Source organism: Micromonospora sp. HM134, assembly GCF_007833915.1.
Taxonomy (GTDB): domain Bacteria; phylum Actinomycetota; class Actinomycetes; order Mycobacteriales; family Micromonosporaceae; genus Micromonospora; species Micromonospora wenchangensis.
In genome coordinates this window covers 774,818-796,216 of the sequence record NZ_CP041061.1, presented here as the reverse complement: position 1 = coordinate 796,216, position 21,399 = coordinate 774,818, and the positions used below count along the sequence as shown (strand labels likewise).

Sequence of the window (21,399 nt, the reverse complement as noted above, 5' to 3'; positions counted from 1 at the left end):
CGCATCGACCCCCAGCGATCGACTTGGAGGTGGGGGATGCGTCGTCTCTCGCTCGTCGCCCTGGCCCTGGCCGTCACCCTGCTGCCGGCGACCCCGGTCGCCGCGTACCCCGTCGCCGCCCGACCCGACGCCAGCGGCTCGACGGTCGGGCTGGCGCAGGTACGGACGGCCGGCACCGCCTGGGGTCCGGACCCGACGACCGGCCGGCCGACGCTCACCGTCGACGGCACCGTCGCGCCGGAGCAGCTACGCGCGCTGCGCGCCCTCGCCGCGCGGGCCGGCGCCGACCTGCGCCGCGAACCCGGCCGGTTGCGCCTGCTCATCGCCGGCGGGCAGAGCGTCTACGGCGGCGGCGCGCGGTGCTCGCTCGGCGCGAACGTGCACAGCGGCAGCACCTACTACTTCCTCACCGCCGGCCACTGCACCGCCGCCGCGACCACCTGGTACGCCGACAGCGGTCAGACGACCGTGCTGGGCACCCGTACCGGCAGCAGCTTCCCGGTCAACGACTACGGCCTGGTCCGCTACACCGGCAGGGTCAGCCACCCGAGTGCCATCTACACCTATCCCGGCCTGCTCACCGTCAACGCCGTCGGCACCGCGTACGTCGGGCAGGCGGTGTGCCGCAGCGGCGCCACCACCGGCGTGCGGTGCGGCACCGTCACCGCCCTCAACCAGACCGTCAACTACGCCGAGGGCAGCGTCACCGGACTGATCCGCACCAACATCTGCGCCGAGCCGGGCGACAGCGGTGGTCCGCTCTACGTCGCCGCGACCGGGGTGATCATCGGCATCCTCTCCGGCGGCAGCGGCAACTGCACCAGCGGGGGCAGCACCTACTACCAGCCGGTCGCCGAGATCCTCGCCGCCTACGGGGTCACCCTCCCCTGAGCGGCCCCGCTGCCGCCCACCCGGCACCGGCTCGTCCCCGGTCGACGTCAACTGACCACCGGGCGGACGACGGCCAAGGGCGGGCCCCGTGGTGGGACCCGCCCTTGACCGCTTGTTCCTGGTGGAGCCGCCGGAAGGCGAACCTCGGCCCTCTCCCGCCGAAGGCGTCGTGCGCGCGGGCGGTAGCTGCCCTGGAGCGTTCAGCGCCCCCGACGCGTGTAGGCACGCAGCGACAGCGGGACGAAGACCACCAGCAGCCCGAGTGCCCAGAGCAGGACGGCGGTCGACGGATGCTCCAGTGGCCAGGCCACGTTCCCGGTCGGGGCACCCGGGTTGCCGAACAGCTCCCTCGACGCGGCGGTGAGGGCGCTCACCGGGTTCCAGTCGGCCAGGAAGCGGAGCCATGCCGGCATGCCGCCGGTAGGGACGAACGCGTTCGACAGCATCGTGAACGGCAGGCCCAGCGGCACCAGCGAGTCGGCCACCTGCTCGTTCTTGACCGCCAGGCCCACGTACACGCCGACCCAGCTCAGCGCGTACCGCAGCACGATCATCAGCAGGAACGCCTCAACCGTCGGCATCAGGCCGCGGTGCGGCTGCCAGCCCACTATCAGGCCCGCGCCCACCATGATGGCCAGCATGAGCAGGCCGATCAGCAGGTCCGCGCCGGTCTGCCCGAACGGCACCGCCAGGCGGGCCATCGGCATGGAGCGGAACCGGTCCATCACACCGCGAGAGGCGTCGGTGGCCATCCGCGTCGTGACGCCCAACCACGCGGAGAAGGTCACCATCGCGAACAGGCCGGGCATGAGGTACTCGCGGTAGTTGCCGCCGTTCGGCACCCGGATCGCGCTGCCGAAGACGTACCCGAACAGCACCACCATGATGACCGGGAAGAGCAGTGCGGCGACGATCTGTCCCGGCTCCTGCCGCAGCCGACCGACCTCGCGGCCGACCAGGGTCATCCCGTCGGTGAACGTCCAGCCGAGACGACTCATCGGTGAGGTGGCGGTGGTCATCGGACGGCCTCCTTGCGGTCGGTGAGGCGCAGGAACACCTCGTCGAGGGTGGGACGGCGCACGCTCACGTCGGCGGCGGCGATTCCGGCCTGGTCGAGCTCGCGCACGATGTCGGCGAGCCGGAGGCCGGTGGCGGGCAGGGCGACGCTGAGCCGGTCGGTCTCGGTCGTCGTGACTTCGGAGCCGGTCAGATTGCCCAGGACGGTCGCCGCCAGGGGCAGCATGGCGGGGGTTTCGGTGATGAGTTCGAGGCGGTCCCCGATGGTGGCCTTCAGCTCGTCGGGCGTGCCGGTGGCGATCACCCGTCCGTGGTCGATGACGGCGATGTCGTCCGCCAGGTGGTCGGCTTCGTCCAGATACTGGGTGGTGAGCAGCACCGTGGTGCCGTCAGCCACCAACTCGCGGATGCTCGCCCAGATTTCGCCGCGGCTGCGCGGGTCGAGGCCGGTGGTGGGCTCGTCCAGGAAGAGCACCGTGGGGCGCAGGATGAGGCTGGCGATCAGGTCGAGCCGGCGACGCATGCCGCCGGAGTAGCCGGCGACCGGGCGGTCGGCGGCGTCCATCAGACCGAAGCGGTCGAGCAGCTCGTCGGCCCGCTGGTGCGCCGCGCGGCGGGACAGGTGGTACAGACGCCCGAACATGCGCAGGTTGCTGCGACCGGTGAGCTTCTCGTCCACGGCGGCGTGCTGGCCCGCGAGCCCGATCCGCTCGCGCACCCTGCCGGCCTCGCGGACGACGTCGTAACCGGCGACGCGGGCATGCCCGGCATCGGGGTCCGACAAGGTCGCGAGGATACGCACCGCGGTCGTCTTCCCGGCCCCGTTCGGCCCGAGCACGCCGCAGACCGTCCCCTCCGGGACGGCCAAGTCCAGACCCTGTAACGCGTGGGTGCCGCCGAAGGACTTGCGCAGCCCTTCGGCGACCACGATCGGCTCCGCCATGGTCCCCTCACTGAGTACGTTGTACGCGGTCATGGTGGCAGCGTAAGACACTGGGTACGGTGTACGCAACTGACAGGGTGGAGCAATGACCGAAACCGAGTACGTGAGCATCTGGATGCGGCCCGAGCGCCCGGCCTTCGGGCCCAAGCCGGCGTACAGCCGCACCCAGATCACCGAAACGGCGATCCGGATCTCCGACGCCGAAGGGCTGGAGGCCGCTACCATGCGGCGGGTCGCCGCCGAGATCGGCACCGGCGCGATGTCCCTCTACCGGTACGTCCCCAGCCGGGACGACCTGGTCGAGCTCATGGCCGACCGGGTGATGGGCGAGATCGACGTTGCGGGCATGCCCTCGGGCGACTGGCGTGCAGACCTGACGCGCTATGCCGACGAGCTGCGGACCATGTGGCTGAGGCACCCGTGGATCGCCACCGTGCAGCGGTCACTGCCCAGCTTCGGCCCGAACCAGCTGCTCTTGATCGAACGGCTGATGGGAATCCTCGACCCCCTCGTCCCCATCGACGAGAACCTCGCCCTCACGGCCATGCTGAACAGCTACGTCGAGGGCACCGTCCGCGAGGAGATCAGCTCAGCCAGAAAGTTCCACCGCAGCGGGCTCAGCGAATCGGAGTGGATGGCGCGGAGTTACCCGTACGTCGACCAGCTGGTGAGAAGCGGGAAGTACCCGATCTTCACCAAGATCGTCATGCAGGCGCGCCAGCCGCACCTGAGCCGCGACGATCAGTTCCGGCACGGGCTGCACCGTGTTCTCGACTGCATCGCCACAGCCCTCCCGGCACACGACCGGGTCCCGGAAGACGCCTGAGAAGTGCCTGATCCACCGACCGGTCCGCCCGGGCCGGACCTCGTCGTGGGGGGCGGTCAATGCTCGGCCCGGGGCGGGTCCGGGCTTCGCGGGCGACCCGGGGGCGGATGGGGTGAGGCGCCGGGAAGGCTGCGCCCGACCAGGAGCCCCGCCCTCCGCAAGCGCCTCCCCACCACGATCCCGCCACCCCGGCCCACCCGCGTGACGGCAACGCCGACCACGGTCCTCCCGCTGCCCGGCCGGGGCGTCGGCGACGTGCGACCCTTCGAGGTGACCGGCCCCTACGGGTTGGCCTGCTTCGAGCTCAGCCGGAACACCGGAATGAGCACGGCGGCGACCGCGAGGTGCACGAACGCAAGGGTGACCCTGGTCCCGACCGACGCATCGACGGCGAACAGCGGCACGAGCGACACGGCCAGGACCACCAGCGCCACCACCGTCCAGATCAGCAGGCCGCGAGAGGTCACGCGCTCCAACAGGGCGAGCAGCGCCCATCCCATCAGGGAGATGACCAGCGAGAACGAGACGATCGCACCCGGCCCGAGCTCCAGCGCCTGCTGCCCCTCAGGCTTGACGACCATGTCGTAGCCGAGCACCAGCTCGCCCACCGCCCAGACCAGGACGGCCGCCACGACGGCCCCCAGCACCGCGAGGCCCCGTTGGCGTCGACGCGTCCCCACGCCGACGTCCCGTACATCGTTCCGAAGCGCCACGGATACTCCTTATACAGCTTGATAGTTCATTGACTGAACAAAACGAGTATAGGCAGTACTCAAGAGTCTGAACAGTGAAGGAGGTGAAGTAGTGCGTACGCTGGGAGAATGAGCACGGATGCCGATCCGGTCCTGGACGAGTTGAGCAACCTCGTCTTCGAGATGACCCGCCGGTTGCGCGACGACTTCAACGAATCCGCGGCCGAGCTGAGCCTTCCCCCCACGCAGGCGCTCGCGCTGGTCTACCTGTCCACCCCGGCACCGATGCGCGAACTGGCCGATCGGCTGTCGTGCGAGCCCTCGAACGTGACAGCGATCGTCGACGGGCTGGAGAGCCGCGGGCTGGTCACCCGCCAGCCCGATCCGTCGGACCGACGGGTCAAACACGTGACTCTCACCGGAGAAGGCGAGCGCCACCGCGCCGAGCTGGGCTCCCGCAACAGGGCGAAGGTCGCCGCCGTCTTCAACCTGTCCGCCCCCGACCGGTCGCAGCTGCGTGACCTGCTCTCCCGGGCCCTGGACGACTCCTCGTAATCAGGCTGCGACCGTCGGCGTCCCCGCCAGCCGGCGCTGCCGTATGGGCAGCGGTCGATCCGTCGGACCCGTCGACGGCACCGCGCACCGCAGGGGATCGGGGAGTGCGCTTCGTCGGCCCGCGGCCCGACAGAACGCACCTCCCCGATGTGCCACCCACGACGTGCCCGTTGCCGTCCCGGTTCAGGCCGCCCAGACAACCGGCCGGAAGTCGCTGTATGCCCGTGCCTCGAAGGGGCCGCCGCCGCGGAGCACCTGCGTCTCCGGGTGCAGCATCACGGCGTTGACGCCGACGGAGCCGCTGCGGAGCTTGGCCGCCACCTGCCACGCGTGAGCGGCGTCCCCGAAGACGTAGTCGTGCAGGGCTGCCGGAGCACCACCGGCGATCCGCACCGCCTCGTCCACCTCGTCGAAGGGGATCACCACCACCACCGGGCCGGCAATCCCCTCACGCGCGACGGTCATGTCCTCGGTGACGTCGGCGAGGACAGTGGCGGCGGCCCAGAACCCCGGCTTGATCGACGGGCGGACATCGCCGACGGCCACGCGGGCGCCCTGCTGTCTGGCCTCCTCGACAGACGCCTCCACCCGGTCGCGCTGGGCCTCCGAGATCAGTGGACCGACGCCCACGGGATGGTCCGCGGAGCTGCCCACCGGCACCGACCGGGCATGGCTCACCAGGGCATCGACGACCTTCCCGTACAGCGACCGGTGGACGAGCATCCGGGCCGGCGCCGGGCCGACCTGACCGCTGTGCAGCGAGAAGTTCAGGCTGGCGGCCAGGACCGCCGATTCGAGGGCCCGCTCGTCGGCGTCCTCGAGGACGATGGCCACGCCCTTGCCCCCGAGCTCCATACTCGTACGTTTCAGCTGGTCGCTTGCGGATTTGGCGATCCGCTTGCCTACCGCAGCGGCACCGAAGAAGCTGATCATGTCGATGTCGTAGTGAGCGACCAGCGCCTCGTTGGTGATGGGCCCCGATCCCGTGACGACATTGAACACGCCGTCGGGCACACCGGCCTCCTTCAACAGCGGACCCAGTTCCAGGAAACCGAGCGGGTCCTGTGGTGCCGGCTTCGCGACCACGGTGTTGCCCATGGCGAGGGCCGGGGCGACCATGCCGGTGAGATGGGCGAGCGGGAAGTTGTGCGAGGTGATGCACCCCACGACGCCCAGTGGACGACGCACGGCCGCCGCGCCGATGAGCCCGTCGGCCGCGAGCGGGCCCGCGGCAACGGGCTGCGGTGCGCGGGCCACGGGACCGGACTCGCGAGCGCTCCGCGCGGCCAGGCGGAAACAGGCGGCGGCGGCGAGCACCTGGGTGGACTGGGCCACCCACGTGGTCGCACCACTCTCGGCCCGTACCAGCGGCACCAACTCGCCGGCCCGGTCGGTGACCAGCGCGGCGACACGTTCCAGGACGACGGCCCGCTCGTCCGGATCGGTGCGGGACCACTCGCGGAGGGCGGATCGGGCGGCCTTCGCCGCGATCCACACCTCGGCGGCGTGACCCTCGGAGGCGTGGCCCACGGCTTCCTCGGTGGCCGGATCGGTGATCTGGTAATGGCCCTGCTCAGGCTGGTGCCAAGCGCCAGCTATCCAGTGTCCGTACTTCTTCGGGGAATCAGCCATGATTGAGGCTCTCTTCGCGAGGCCGAGGCTCGTTCGAGCCACCGTCGACGGCACCGGAACGGGACCCGGGATTCGATCCCACCGTCCGTGATGGACTCCGGTGCACGGTCAACGCGCCGACGGGTCCGGCCACGGCAGGTCGGTCTCGACCGGGGCGGCGTAGTCGACGCCGGGGACGTCGAAGCCGTACAGCCCTCGGAACTGGGCACGGAACCACGGGATGTCGGCCAGCTCGGTCATCGTCTCAGGAGTGATCGACCGCCAGCGGTCGGCCACGGCGGCCTGGACCGGTGCGGACAGCTCCCAGCGATCGAGGCGGATGCGGCCGTGTTCGTCCACGTCGGGGCGGTCGGCGGTCAGCTGTTCCCACAACTGGAGCGACTGCTCCACGGGCGACGGAAAGCGGTCACCGAGGACGCCGCGGAGCAGGCAGACATAGAGGGGGATGCCCGGGATAGCGGTCAACGCCTGACTGATCACTGCTCCGTTCACCGAGGTCAGGGCGCGACCGCCGCGACCGGCCAGCTGCTCGGTCAAGGCGACCGCGGTGGACTCCAGATCGGCCTTGGCCGCTCCGATCGTGCCGGCACGATAGATCGCCGAGGTCAGCGGCGAGCCGATGTAGCTGAGGGCGACCGTACGGAATCCGTCACGCAGCAGCCCACGCTCCGCCAGTGCGGTGACCCAGCGGGACCAGTCCTCACCCCCCATGACCCTCACCGTTGCGGCCTTCTCGGCCTCGTTCGCCGGCTCGACGGTGACCTCGCGCAACGACGCGGTGCCGTCGTCGGCGAACTCCAGGTTCCGGGTGGTGTGCGGTGCGCCGAGCGGCTTGAGTGCCGAGTGATGGGTGACGCCGGTCCTCGGATCGGTGCGCCGGGGCGCGGCCACGCTGTAGATCAGGTAGTCCACACCGCCGAACCGGTCGCCCAGCAGATCCAGCGTCTCGGCCTTCGTGACGTCGGCGAAGGCGTCGGCGTTGCGGAACACGAAGTCCGACCCGAGTTCGCGGGCGATCGCGGCGGTGGCGACGGTGCGGTACCACCCGGCAGTCGCGCTGCGCTGCCCGGCCGGCCGCTCGAAGCCGATACCCACGCCGTCGATGCCGTACCGCACCAGCCCGGTTATCGTGCTCGCCAGGCCGTAGCCCGCGCTCGATCCGATGACCAGCGCCGTGGGCCGCCGTACGGGTGGCAGCTCGGGGGCCGCAACTTGCGCACGCATCAGCGCCACGCTGCGGATACAGCCAGCCGGATGCGATTCAAGCTGAAGATAGCCACGCCCCGTCGGGCTGACGACGCGTTCGGACGATACGGACGGTGGGTACATCATCGTCTCCCTCTGCCGCGTCAGTTCTCGAGCAACGCTTGCCTGAGGTGCTGGACCACGTCGTCCGGTGTCGACTGGTGCGACACCGACGAGTTGTCGAGCCGTACACCGGTCGTCGAGTTCAGGCGGTTCCGCAGGGCCAGGATGGACAGCGAGTCGAATCCGAGCTCGCGGAACATCAGATGCGGTGGCACCGCGTCGCCCGGTTCGAGACCGAGAACGGCCGAGATCTGCGCGGAGATCAGGCCGAGCAGTGTCTTTCCCCGGTCGACCTCCGCCATCGACGCGAGTCGCTTTCGCAGCGATGTCGTCGAGACGACGCCGCCACCCGCCGGCCGTTTACCCGTGCTCCGGACCAGCGATCTGAACGCCGGCGGCAGCACTTCCCCGGCCTTGGCCCGCCTGTCCAGCTCGGCCAGGTCCAGTCTGGCGAGCACCAGCACGGCCTCACTCCCGCCCCGGGCGGCGTCGAACAGAGCGGCGGCGTCCCGCAGGCCCAGCACACCCATCCCCCCGGCGCCGGTACGGGACGACGTGTCGCCCAGCGACCACGGACCCCAGACCAGCGACAGGCCCGAGGCGTCACGCGCCCGACGCCGCCGGGCGAGCGCGTCCAGTGCGGCCGCCGACGCGGCCGAGGCGGTGGTGCCGGGACGGCCGACCGTCCCGGCGAGCGACGAGCACAGGATGAGGTCGGCGTCGCCGGACTCCGCGTCGAGGATCTCCGCGGTGGCGACCGTCGTACGCAGCGCCTCGCCCACCGCGTCCGGAGCCGACGAGGACGTCCCGTCGCCCGGCAGCGCCTGCGGCACGTAGACGACCGTACGCAGCGGATGTTCCTCGGGCAGCCGGTGGATCAGCTCCCGCCACGCCCGGCGATCCCCCGGATCGCACCCCGCGACGGTGACTTCGGCTCCCCGCGCGGTGAGATCTGCGGTCAGCTCCGGGTCCTCGGTGCCGGTGAGCACCAGGCGCCGCACTCCGTGCGCCGCGACGAGGTGCCGCGCAAGCCAGGCCCGCATGGGTGTGTCGCCGCCGGTGATCAGTGTCGTACCCCCGGCTCCGGCCGGTTGTCCAAGATCACCCGTGGGCTCGCTCGGCACCAGCCGTGGCACCCTGACCCGACCTTCGCGCAGCGCCAGCTGTGGCTCGCCGAACGTCACGGCTCTGGGCAGTACACGCCAGGACGATTCGGTGCCGTCCAGGTCGGCGAGGACGAAGCGTCCGGGCTGATCGGCCTGCGCGGCGCGGACCAGCCCCCACACCGCCGCGCCGGCGAGGTCGGCGGCGGCCGGGTCGAACGCCGGCATCGCGGAGGTGGTCAGGAACACCACAGTGGTCGCGGCGAGCGCTTCGGTCTCCGACAGAACGCCGAGCTGGTGCGCCACGTCGCACGCGGTGCCGGCGACCTCGGCGTCCGCCGGCACGGTGAGCACCAGGTAGTCCGGACCGTCACCGCTACCACCGACCAGCTCGCCGAGGTCCCGGTACGCAACGACGGGTGTGCCAGCAGCCGTCAAACCCGCCACGGCACCCAGCGGATCTGCGCCCAGGACCGCCCAGCTCGACCGCCGGGGCAACGACTTCGCGACGTGGTCGACCCACACCTCCCGGTACAAGGCGCCGAGCTGCGCCGCCCCGACGGCCCGGAGTTCCCCGGGATCGACAGGAGTCGTGCCGACCGTGAACTCGGCGACCGGATCGCCCAAGGTGTCGGCCAGCATCATCGACATCGCGCCGGTACGGCTCTCGCTGATCCGGACCCGCAGCGCGGACGCGCCGAACGCGTACACGGTGACCCCACGCCACGAGGTCGCCAGCCGTGGGCCCCCGGTATTCGTGGCGTGGAGGGTGGCGTCGAGGAGTGCGGGGTGGATGTTGTAGTTGTCGGGGTCGGTGGGGAGGGTGATTTCGGCGTAGGTGTGGTTGTTGTGGTGCCAGAGTTTGTGTAGTCCTTGGAATGTGGGTCCGTAGTGGTATCCGTTGTTGGCGAGGGTGTCGTAGGAGATGTCGAGGGGTTGTGCTCCGGTGGGTGGCCAGGTGGTGAGGTCCCAGTCGGGTGTTGGTGCTTGGGTGTCGAGGGTTCCGGTGGCGTGGCAGGTCCAGGGTAGGTCGGTGCCGGTGTCGGGGCGTGCGTCGATACGGATTGCTCGTTGTTCGCCGGGGGTGTCGTGTTCGATTTCGACGCGTAGTCGCACCGCGCCGTGTTCGGGCAGGATCAGTGGCGTTTGCACGGTCAGTTCGCGGATGCTCGCGCAGCCGACCCGGTCGGCGGCGTGCACCGCCAGTTCCACGAAAGCCGCTCCGGGTAGCACGATGCTGTCGGCGACCTGGTGATCGGCCAGCCACGGATAGGTGGACAGTGAGATCCGGCCGGTGAATACCGTGCTCGCGGCGCCTTCGGTGACCGCGCCCAGCAACGGGTGCCCCGCTGCCGTCAGTCCTACCGCGCCGACGTCACGCCGGCCGTTGTCGGCGGTGAGCCAGTAACGTGTCCGTTGGAACGGATAGGTGGGCAGCGTCACCAACCGGTTTGTGTCCTGGTCCGGTGGGTTCCATCGCGGCAACGCTCCCGCGACGAAAGCCTCACCGACCGAACACAGGAAACTCTCCAGATCACCTTCGTCACGCCGCAGCGTGGCGATACCACGCGCCGAGGCGCCGACGCTGTCGAAAGTCTCCTGCAGCCCGGGAAGCAGAACCGGATGGGCACTCGACTCCACGAAGAAGCCGTAACCGTCGGCCAGCAGTGACCGGGTCGTGGCCTCGAACTCGACAGTGCTCCGAAGATTACGGAACCAATACTGGGCATCAAGGCCGGCCGTGTCCATCCGCTGCCCGGTGACCGTGGAATAGAAACTGACGTCACTCGCCTGCGGGCGAATCGGCGCGAGCATTTCCAGCACCTCGTCACGGATCCGGTCGACATGCCACGAATGTGACGCGTAATCAACCGGGACCCGACGTGTCCGCACGTCGTCCGCCGCGAAGACAGCCTGCAACTCGTCCAGAGCCGACGCACTACCCGAAACCACCGTCGACCCGGGACCATTGATCACCGCAACACCGATATCACCGTCCCACCGCCGCAGACGCGGCCGCACCTCCTCGACCGGCAACCCGACCGAAACCATCCCGCCCTGCCCCGCCAACACGCGAATAGCCCTGCTCCGCAACGCCACCACCCGCGCCGCGTCCGACAACGACAACGCACCAATCACACACGCCGCCGCGATCTCACCCTGCGAATGACCCACCACCGCTTCCGGCCGCAAACCATACGACTGCCACAACGCAGCCAACGACACCATCACCGCGAACAACGCCGGCTGCACCACATCCACCCGCGACAACAGCGCAGCTCCGTCATCGGTCAGCAGAACCTCCAACAGATCCCACTCGACATAAACCGAAAGAGCCTCCGCGCACTCCTCAAGCCGCGACCGGAACACCGGCGCACCCACATACAACTCACGCGCCATCGCCTCCCACTGCGACCCCTGCCCCGGAAACACCAACACCGTCTTACCGAAACCAGCCACCCCCGTCACCACACCCCCACCACCACCCCCACCGGCAACCGCACCCAACCCCGCCACCAACCGCTCACGAGTCGAGGCCACCACCACAGCACGATGCTCGAAAACACTACGACCCGCCAACGTCCCCGCAACATCAACAACCGACAACGAACGCCCACCGTCCGCCTCAACTCCGGACCCACCAGATTCGACAGCCGCCCCGATCCGAGCCGCATACGCCCGCAACGCCTCCGACGACCGCGCCGACACCACCCACCCCACCGGACCCGAACCCGACGCCAGATCCTTTTCCGAACCTGGCACCGAATTCGAACCCGGCACCAGATCCGTTTCCGGGGTCGGTTCTGTTTCCGGGGCCTGTTCCAGAACGACGTGAGCGTTCGTGCCGCTGATCCCGAACGACGACACCCCCGCCCGACGCGGCCGACCCGTCTCCGGCCACGGCCGCGACTCGGTCAACAACCGGACCCCACCAGCACCCCAATCAACAAAAGACGTCGGCGCATCCACATGCAACGTCGACGGCAACACCCCCCGACGCATCGCCTCCACCATCTTGATCACACCACCGATCCCCGCAGCCGCCATCGTGTGACCAATATTCGACTTCAACGAACCAAGCCACAAAGGCCGATCCGCCGAATGCTCCCTCCCATACGTCTCCAACAACGCCTGCGCCTCGATCGGATCACCCAACCTCGTACCCGTACCATGCGCCTCAACCACATCAACATCAGCACCAGAAAGCCCAGCACCCGCCAACGCCTGCCGAATAACCCGCTGCTGCGACGGCCCGTTCGGCGCCGTCAAACCATTCGACGCACCATCCTGATTCACCGCCGAACCCCGCACCACCGCCAACACCCGATGACCATTCACCCGCGCATCAGACAAACGCTCCAACACCACCACACCAACACCCTCACCCCACCCCGTACCATCCGCCGACTCCGCAAACGCCTTACAACGCCCATCAACCGACAACCCACGCTGACGCGAAAACTCCACCAACACCCCCGGCGACGACATCACCGTCACCCCACCAACAACCGCCAAACCACAATCACCACCACGCAACGCCACAACACCCTGATGCAACGCCACCAACGACGACGAACACGCCGTATCCACCGTCACCGCAGGCCCCTCCAAACCCAGAAAATAAGCCAACCGACCCGACACCACACTCCCCGTCGTCCCAGTCAGCAGCAGCCCGTCGGTCTCCGGCGACCCCTCGTGCATCGGTGGTCCGTAGTCCTGGAACATCGCACCGATGAACACGCCCGTCCTGGTGCCCCGCAGGGAACCGGACTCGATACCGGCGTCCTCCAGCGCCTCCCAGGCGGTCTCCAGCAGCAACCGCTGCTGCGGGTGCATCGCCAACGCCTCCCGCGGCGAGATCCCGAAGAAACCGGCGTCGAACTCCCCCGCGTCGTCGAGGAAGTAGCCCCTGTCGACGTAGCTCTTGCCGGTTCTTCCCGGGTCCGCGTCGAAGAGTTCGTCCAGATCCCAGCCCCGGTCACGCGGCAACCCCGAAACCGCGTCCCGACCCGACACCACCAACTCCCACAAACCCGCCGCCGACCCCACACCACCCGGATACCTACACCCCATCCCGACCACCACGACCGGATCGTCGTCCGTCGCCGCAGCGGGCGACGCCACCACCCCGGCACCGTCCTGTGCGCCCTCCCCCAGCAGTTGTCCGCGCAGGAAAGCGGCCAGGGCGGACGGCGTCGGATGGTCGAACACCACGGTGGCCGGCATCCGCAGCCCGGCCACTTCGCTGAGCCGCTTGCGGAGTTCCAGGGCGGACAGCGAGTCGAAACCCATCTCCCGGAACGCGACACCCGGCGGCACCGAGCCGGCGTCGGCATAACCGAGCACGGTGGCCGCGTGCGACCGCACCAGGTCGAGCAGTTCGCGGTCGACGTCCTCAGCTGGCCGGCCGGCCAGCTGATCGGCGAGGGTCGAGGCGGTCGTGACCGCACTCGCCGTACGCCGCGATCGGACCAGCCCGCGCAGCACCTCCGGCAGACTCGCCCGGGCAGCCTGCGCACGTAGCTGATCCAGGTCGAACGCGGCCAGGACGGCGGTGGCCACTCCGGAAGTCATCGCCGCATCGAACAGCGCGACCCCCTCGTTCGTGGGCAGTGGCCGCAGCCCGGTGCGGGCCAGGCGGGCGACGTCGGCGGCATCCAGATCACCGGTCATCTCGCTGCGTTCGTCCCAGAAGCCCCAGGCGAGCGAGGTCGCGGGTAGCCCGGTGCCGTGGCGATACTGGGCGAGCGCGTCGAGGAACCCGTTGGCGGCGGCGTAGTTCCCCTGGCCCGCATTGCCGATCGTGCTCATGATCGAGGAGAACAGCACGAACGCCGACAGCCCGAGATCCTGGGTGAGGTCGTGCAGGTTCCACGCCGCGTCGAGCTTCGGGGCCAGCACCACGTCGAGCCGCTCCGGCGTCATCCCGGAGAGCAGACCGTCATCCAGGGTCCCCGCCGTGTGTACGACGCCGGCGAGCGGCCGGCTCTGCGGAATCCCGTCCAGGAGCGCAGCCAGTGCGGCCCGGTCGGAGACGTCGCATGCGGCGACCGTCACCTCGACGCCCAGTGCGGACAGCTCGGCGACCAGGTCCGCAGCGCCCGGGTGGTTCGGCCCGCGCCGGGAGACCAGCAACAGGTTCCGCACCGCGTGCTTCGTCGCCAGATGCCGGGCGAACAACCCACCGAGCGTTCCCGTGCCACCGGTGATCAGTACGGTGCCGGTGGTGCTCCACCGAGGCGGTGCCTCCGGCCGGTCCACGGAACGCACCCGGAGCAGTCTCGGCACAAGCACCTGTCCGGCGCGCAGCGCGAACTGGGTGGCACCACCGGCCAACGCGGACGGCAGCGCGACGAGTGAGCGTTCGTCCTCGTCCACATCGACGAGGACCAGCCTGCCCGGATTCTCGTTCTGCGCGGAACGCAGCAGCCCCCAGAGGGGGGCGACAGCAAGATCGGGTACCGGCTCGCGGTCCCCGGTCGCCACCGCACGTCGGGTCACCACGACCAACCGGGCATCCGCGAACCGGTCGCCGGACGTCCACTCCTGGATCAGCTTGAGCGCACGGTGCAACACTGCGCGTGCGGTCTGCGCCACGTCCGGCCCGTCGTGACCGTCGATGCACACGACCACGTCGGCCGGGCCGCCGGGCAGTTCGGAAAGCTCGGTGATCCGGTGCGGGTCGATGCCGGGTCCTGATGCCGCGCCCAAGCCGAACACATCGGGGCCGAGCTGTACGACCGCGGCGGGCGGCGCTGTGCTCGCCGACGGCGCGGGTGTCCATTCCAGGCGCAGCAGAGACTCCCGATTCACCGCCGAGCGCCCGAGGTCGGCCGGGAGCATGGCGAGTGATCGGACTTCGATCACCGGCGTGCCGGTGCCGTCCGCAGCGCGCAACACCAGTGCGTTGCCTCCCAGGGTCGTCATCGACACCCGCAGCGTGCGGGCGCCACCCGCGTGCAGCGTGACTCCTTCCCAGGAGTACGGCAGCCGGATCAGATCGCTCTCCGGCAGGATCCGGCTCATCAGTCCGGCGTGGAGGGTGGCGTCGAGGAGTGCGGGGTGGATGTTGTAGTTGTCGGGGTCGGTGGGGAGGGTGATTTCGGCGTAGGTGTGGTTGTTGTGGTGCCAGAGTTTGTGTAGTCCTTGGAATGTGGGTCCGTAGTGGTATCCGTTGTTGGCGAGGGTGTCGTAGGAGATGTCGAGGGGTTGTGCTCCGGTGGGTGGCCAGGTGGTGAGGTCCCAGTCGGGTGTTGGTGCTTGGGTGTCGAGGGTTCCGGTGGCGTGGCAGGTCCAGGGTAGGTCGGTGCCGGTGTCGGGGCGTGCGTCGATACGGATTGCTCGTTGTTCGCCGGGGGTGTCGTGTTCGATTTCGACGCGTAGTCGCACCGCGCCGTGTTCGGGCAGGATCAGTGGCGTTTGCACGGTCAGTTCGCGGATGCTCGCGCAGCCGACCCGGTCGGCGGCGTGCACCGCCAGTTCCACGAAAGCCGCTCCGGGTAGCACGATGCTGTCGGCGACCTGGTGATCGGCCAGCCACGGATAGGTGGACAGTGAGATCCGGCCGGTGAATACCGTGCTCGCGGCGCCTTCGGTGACCGCGCCCAGCAACGGGTGCCCCGCTGCCGTCAGTCCTACCGCGCCGACGTCACGCCGGCCGTTGTCGGCGGTGAGCCAGTAACGTGTCCGTTGGAACGGATAGGTGGGCAGCGTCACCAACCGGTTTGTGTCCTGGTCCGGTGGGTTCCATCGCGGCAACGCTCCCGCGACGAAAGCCTCACCGACCGAACACAGGAAACTCTCCAGATCACCTTCGTCACGCCGCAGCGTGGCGATACCACGCGCCGAGGCGCCGACGCTGTCGAAAGTCTCCTGCAGCCCGGGAAGCAGAACCGGATGGGCACTCGACTCCACGAAGAAGCCGTAACCGTCGGCCAGCAGTGACCGGGTCGTGGCCTCGAACTCGACAGTGCTCCGAAGATTACGGAACCAATACTGGGCATCAAGGCCGGCCGTGTCCATCCGCTGCCCGGTGACCGTGGAATAGAAACTGACGTCACTCGCCTGCGGGCGAATCGGCGCGAGCATTTCCAGCACCTCGTCACGGATCCGGTCGACATGCCACGAATGTGACGCGTAATCAACCGGGACCCGACGTGTCCGCACGTCGTCCGCCGCGAAGACAGCCTGCAACTCGTCCAGAGCCGACGCACTACCCGAAACCACCGTCGACCCGGGACCATTGATCACCGCAACACCGATATCACCGTCCCACCGCCGCAGACGCGGCCGCACCTCCTCGACCGGCAACCCGACCGAAACCATCCCGCCCTGCCCCGCCAACACGCGAATAGCCCTGCTCCGCAACGCCACCACCCGCGCCGCGTCCGACAACGACAACGCACCAATCACACACGCCGCCGCGATCTCACCCTGCGAATGACCCACCACCGCTTCCGGCCGCAAACCATACGACTGCCACAACGCAGCCAACGACACCATCACCGCGAACAACGCCGGCTGCACCACATCCACCCGCGACAACAGCGCAGCTCCGTCATCGGTCAGCAGAACCTCCAACAGATCCCACTCGACATAAACCGAAAGAGCCTCCGCGCACTCCTCAAGCCGCGACCGGAACACCGGCGCACCCACATACAACTCACGCGCCATCGCCTCCCACTGCGACCCCTGCCCCGGAAACACCAACACCGTCTTACCGAAACCAGCCACCCCCGTCACCACACCCCCACCACCACCCCCACCGGCAACCGCACCCAACCCCGCCACCAACCGCTCACGAGTCGAGGCCACCACCACAGCACGATGCTCGAAAACACTACGACCCGCCAACGTCCCCGCAACATCAACAACCGACAACGAACGCCCACCGTCCGCCTCAACTCCGGACCCACCAGATTCGACAGCCGCCCCGATCCGAGCCGCATACGCCCGCAACGCCTCCGACGACCGCGCCGACACCACCCACCCCACCGGACCCGAACCCGACGCCAGATCCTTTTCCGAACCTGGCACCGAATTCGAACCCGGCACCAGATCCGTTTCCGGGGTCGGTTCTGTTTCCGGGGCCTGTTCCAGAACGACGTGAGCGTTCGTGCCGCTGATCCCGAACGACGACACCCCCGCCCGACGCGGCCGACCCGTCTCCGGCCACGGCCGCGACTCGGTCAACAACCGGACCCCACCAGCACCCCAATCAACAAAAGACGTCGGCGCATCCACATGCAACGTCGACGGCAACACCCCCCGACGCATCGCCTCCACCATCTTGATCACACCACCGATCCCCGCAGCCGCCATCGTGTGACCAATATTCGACTTCAACGAACCAAGCCACAAAGGCCGATCCGCCGAATGCTCCCTCCCATACGTCTCCAACAACGCCTGCGCCTCGATCGGATCACCCAACCTCGTACCCGTACCATGCGCCTCAACCACATCAACATCAGCACCAGAAAGCCCAGCACCCGCCAACGCCTGCCGAATAACCCGCTGCTGCGACGGCCCGTTCGGCGCCGTCAAACCATTCGACGCACCATCCTGATTCACCGCCGAACCCCGCACCACCGCCAACACCCGATGACCATTCACCCGCGCATCAGACAAACGCTCCAACACCACCACACCAACACCCTCACCCCACCCCGTACCATCCGCCGACTCCGCAAACGCCTTACAACGCCCATCAACCGACAACCCACGCTGACGCGAAAACTCCACCAACACCCCCGGCGACGACATCACCGTCACCCCACCAACAACCGCCAAACCACAATCACCACCACGCAACGCCACAACACCCTGATGCAACGCCACCAACGACGACGAACACGCCGTATCCACCGTCACCGCAGGCCCCTCCAAACCCAGAAAATAAGCCAACCGACCCGACACCACACTCCCCGTCGTCCCAGTCAGCACATATCCGTCCACGCCGCCGTACGGATTGTCGAGAGGCGGACCGTAATCGCCGGGCATGGCTCCGATGAACACACCGGTACTGCTGCCCCGCAGTGAGCCGGACTCGATTCCCGCATCCTCCAGCGCCTCCCAGGCGGTCTCCAGCAGCAACCGCTGCTGCGGATCCATCGCCAACGCCTCCCGCGGCGAGATCCCGAAGAAACCGGCGTCGAAAGCGGCGACGTCGTCCAGAAAACCGCCGTGCCGCACGTAGGTCCGCCCGGAGGCCGACGGGTCCGCGTCGAACAGTTCGTCCAGGTCCCAGCCCCGGTCACGCGGCAACCCCGAAACCGCGTCCCGACCCGAAAGCACCAACTCCCACAAATCCGCCGCCGACCCCACACCACCCGGATACCTACACCCCATCCCGACCACCACGACCGGATCGTCGGCGTCGCCATCCGGACGCCGCAGCGGCGTCGCGTCACCCGTGTCCCGGCGCCCGGTGAGCTCCGACTCCAGATACGCCGCGAGCCGGTCCGGCGTGGGGTGGTCGAAGATCAGCGAGCCGGGCAGGACGAGACCCAGTTCCCCGGAGAGCCCGGCGCACAGCTCGACGGCGGTGAGCGAGGTCAGCCCGAGGTTCTTGAACGAGGCCTGCGGTACCACGTCGGCGGCGGCGTACCCGAGAATGGCCGCGAGATGGGTGCGGACGAGGTCGAGCAGGCCGTCCCGGGCATGTGCCGGCGCGGCGACGGGTGAGTTGTCGCGCGCTTCGCCGATCCAGTAGCGGCGACGCTGGAAGGCATAGGTGGGCAGCGCGACCCTGCGGCCACCGGCCAGCAGGGTGTTCCAGTCCACCCTTGCTCCCGCGGCGTGCATCCGGCCGAGCGCCCTCAGCAGGGTGCGGGCCTCCGGCTGGCCGACGCGCAGGGTGGACACCGCAACCGACGTCGGCCCGGCGAGGCTCTCCCGAGCCATTCCGGTGAGCACCGGGTCGGGGCCGAGTTCGAGGTATCGGGAGACTCCCGCCCCGTGCAGGGTGCGGATGCCGTCGGCGAATCGGACGGTGCCACGGATCTGACGTGCCCAGTAGGCCGGGTCGGTCAGCTCCTCGGTGGTGGCGATCCGCCCGGTGAGGTTCGAGATGACCGGGATCAGCGGGGCACGGAAGTCCAGCGCCCGGATGGCGTCGGCGAACTCGTCCAGGATCCCGTCGAGATGGTGCGAGTGGAACGCATGGCTGACCCTCAGCCGCCGGGTCTTCACACCAGCGGCACGCAGGGCTTCCGCCAACGCGAGCACCGGGCCGGGGTCGCCGGAGATCACGACCGAGCCGGACCCGTTGACCGCGGCGATGCTCACGCCCGGTCCCGACAGCAGCGCCCGTACGTCGTCCTCGCCGGCGTTGACGGCCACCATCACCCCGCCGGACGGCACCGCCTGCATCAACCGTCCGCGAGCCGCGACGAGCGTGCAGGCATCGGACAGCGACAGCACGCCCGCGACGTGCGCGGCGGTGATCTCACCGATCGAATGACCGATCAGGTGCGTCGGGCGGACTCCGTACGACTCCACCAGCCGGGCCAGCGCCGTCTCCAGTGCGAACAGCGCTGCCTGGGTGTACCTGGTCTGCCCCAGCAGATCAGCGCCGGACCAGACGAGTTCCCGCAGCCCGAGGCCCAGCAACGGATCCAGCTCCGCGCACACCGCGTCGAAGGACTCGGCGAACACCGGGAACCCGGCGTACAACTCATGGCCCATACCGGCACGTTGGGCACCCTGGCCGGTGAACATGAACGCCGTGCCGCCCTCCACCACCACGCCGGACACGACGTCGGACGCCGGCCTGTTCGTTGCCAGCGCGTTCAGACCGGCGCGCAGCTCGGCCGCATCGGCACCGATCACGACGGCGCGGTGTGTGAGTGCGGCGCGGGTGGTCGCCAGCGAGAACCCGACGTCGAGCGGCGTCGGGGCGTCCGGTTCCGCGACGTAACCGTCCAGGCTCTCCGCCTGGGCGCGCAACGCCTCCGGGGATCCGCCGGACACCAACCACGGGATGAGGCCCGCCGCCCCGGGACGGTCACCCACGACCGGCGACGGATCGGGGGCCTGCGCGAGCACCAGGTGGCAGTTGGTCCCGCCCATGCCGAACGACGACACGCCGGCGACCCGGGGCCCGTCGCCCGGCCACGCGCGCAGCTCGGTGGCCACCTCGATGCCCATCTCACCGAGCGGGAGGTCGTCCGGCGGAGTGACGAAGTTCAGACTCGCCGGCAGTTGGGCGTGTCGGACGGACAGCGTCGCCTTGATGAGGCCGGCGATCCCCGCCGCCCCCTCCAGATGCCCGATGTTCGTCTTCGCCGACCCCACCACGAGCGGCCGCTCACGGGGGGCGAAGACCGAGGACAGCGCCGCCGCCTCCACCCGGTCCCCCACCGGCGTACCGGTGCCGTGCAGCTCCACGTAACTCACCTCGGCGGCGTCCGTTCCCGCGGCGGTGAGGGCCGCCCGCAGCACCTCCTCCTGCCCGGAACGGCTCGGCGTGGTCAGCTGCTCGCCACCGCCGTCGTTGTTCACGGCACCGCCGCGAATCACACACGCCACGTCGAGGCCGTACGCGACGGCGTCCGCCAGCCGCATGAGCACCACCATGCCGCCGCCCTCGCCGCGTGCGTAGCCGTTGGCGCGCGCGTCGAAGGTGTAGCACCGGCCATCGGGCGACAACGCACCGAACTCGCCCGCGATCGCCGTCGACTGCGGTGCGAGAATGAGGTTCACGCCGCCGGCGAGCGCCCACGCCGACTCGCCTCGACGCACGCTCTCGGATGCCTGGTACACGGCGACCAGGGCCGAGGACTGTGCCGAGTCCACGACCAGACTCGGGCCGGACAGCCCGAGGAAGAACGAGATCCGGTTGGCGAGGATTCCGCGTTGCAGCGCGGAGAGGGTGAAGCTGTCGATCGCCCCCGGGCCCTGGTCGTGCACCAGTCCCGCGTAGTCGTCCCCCATCGCCCCGAGGAAGACACCCGCCCGGTGCCCGCGCACCGCCGACGGGTCGATCCCCGCTCGTTCGAGGGCTTCCCATGCCAGCTCCAGCATGAGTCGCTGCCGCGGGTCCATCGCGGTGGCCTCACGGGGTGACACTCCGAAGAAGCCCGCGTCGAAGTCCGCGACGCCGTCGATCAATCCAGCTCTGTCGATCGACGCGTCCACCTGTGCGGCGCGGTCCACGGGGACCTCGGCGACGGCCTCCCGACCGGCCGCAAGCAGCTCCCAGTACTCCTCGGGTGACCGTGCCCCCGGCAGACGGCAAGCCAGACCAACTACCGCGACGAGGTCCTGACCAGCCAATTCTTCGGACTTCTCTGGCATGACAGCGCCTCTTCCTCTGCTTCAGGGGACTTACTGGATAGCGCCGTACGCAGTGTCGGCGTCCATGGCAATGCGCAGAAAGTTGCACTCGGCGCGACCCGAAGTGGTCATCCACATGGGACCTTCGCGTCGAAG

General features: G+C 69.2%; 9 protein-coding genes. 3 read left to right on the top strand and 6 right to left on the bottom strand.

Features of this window, described 5'->3' with window-relative positions; genetic code table 11:
* The first annotated feature begins 36 nt into the window (after positions 1–36).
* Positions 37–891, top strand: coding sequence for a S1 family peptidase (locus FJK98_RS03920; RefSeq protein WP_145917799.1), 855 nt, complete (start codon positions 37–39; stop codon positions 889–891).
* 200 nt (positions 892–1,091) lie between these two features.
* Here the strand turns inward: FJK98_RS03920 and FJK98_RS03915 are convergent, their stop codons facing one another.
* Both FJK98_RS03915 and FJK98_RS03910 read right to left on the bottom strand, forming a co-directional pair.
* Positions 1,092–1,910, bottom strand: coding sequence for an ABC transporter permease (locus FJK98_RS03915; protein ID WP_145917798.1), 819 nt, complete (start codon positions 1,908–1,910; stop codon positions 1,092–1,094).
* A complete protein-coding gene (locus tag FJK98_RS03910) occupies positions 1,907–2,884 on the bottom strand; it encodes an ATP-binding cassette domain-containing protein (RefSeq protein ID WP_145917797.1) in 978 nt (325 codons plus the stop codon). The genes FJK98_RS03915 and FJK98_RS03910 overlap by 4 nt, the downstream gene beginning before the upstream one ends.
* A gap of 52 nt (positions 2,885–2,936) precedes the next feature.
* Between FJK98_RS03910 and FJK98_RS03905 the strand changes: the two genes are divergently transcribed.
* Positions 2,937–3,677, top strand: a complete 741-nt coding sequence (locus tag FJK98_RS03905; protein WP_145917796.1) for a TetR/AcrR family transcriptional regulator — start codon at positions 2,937–2,939, stop codon at positions 3,675–3,677.
* 281 nt (positions 3,678–3,958) lie between these two features.
* Here the strand turns inward: FJK98_RS03905 and FJK98_RS33830 are convergent, their stop codons facing one another.
* Positions 3,959–4,390, bottom strand: a complete 432-nt coding sequence (locus tag FJK98_RS33830) for a DUF6069 family protein (RefSeq protein ID WP_145917795.1) — start codon at positions 4,388–4,390, stop codon at positions 3,959–3,961.
* A gap of 108 nt (positions 4,391–4,498) precedes the next feature.
* On the opposite strand from FJK98_RS33830, the gene FJK98_RS03895 reads away from it, so the two are divergent.
* Positions 4,499–4,924: a MarR family winged helix-turn-helix transcriptional regulator gene (locus FJK98_RS03895; protein WP_145917794.1), complete on the top strand. Its 426-nt coding sequence runs from the start codon at positions 4,499–4,501 to the stop codon at positions 4,922–4,924.
* A 183-nt stretch (positions 4,925–5,107) separates the two neighbouring features.
* Here the strand turns inward: FJK98_RS03895 and FJK98_RS03890 are convergent, their stop codons facing one another.
* The 3 genes from FJK98_RS03890 to FJK98_RS03880 form a co-directional block, all read right to left on the bottom strand.
* Positions 5,108–6,556, bottom strand: coding sequence for an aldehyde dehydrogenase (locus FJK98_RS03890; protein ID WP_145917793.1), 1,449 nt, complete (start codon positions 6,554–6,556; stop codon positions 5,108–5,110).
* Positions 6,557–6,664: 108 nt separating this feature from the next.
* Positions 6,665–7,888, bottom strand: coding sequence for an enoyl-[acyl-carrier-protein] reductase FabV (gene fabV / locus FJK98_RS03885; protein ID WP_205789396.1), 1,224 nt, complete (start codon positions 7,886–7,888; stop codon positions 6,665–6,667).
* 17 nt (positions 7,889–7,905) lie between these two features.
* Complete coding sequence (locus tag FJK98_RS03880; RefSeq protein ID WP_145917792.1) at positions 7,906–21,264, bottom strand: type I polyketide synthase; 13,359 nt, start codon at positions 21,262–21,264, stop codon at positions 7,906–7,908.
* Between the last annotated feature and the right edge of the window lie 135 nt (positions 21,265–21,399).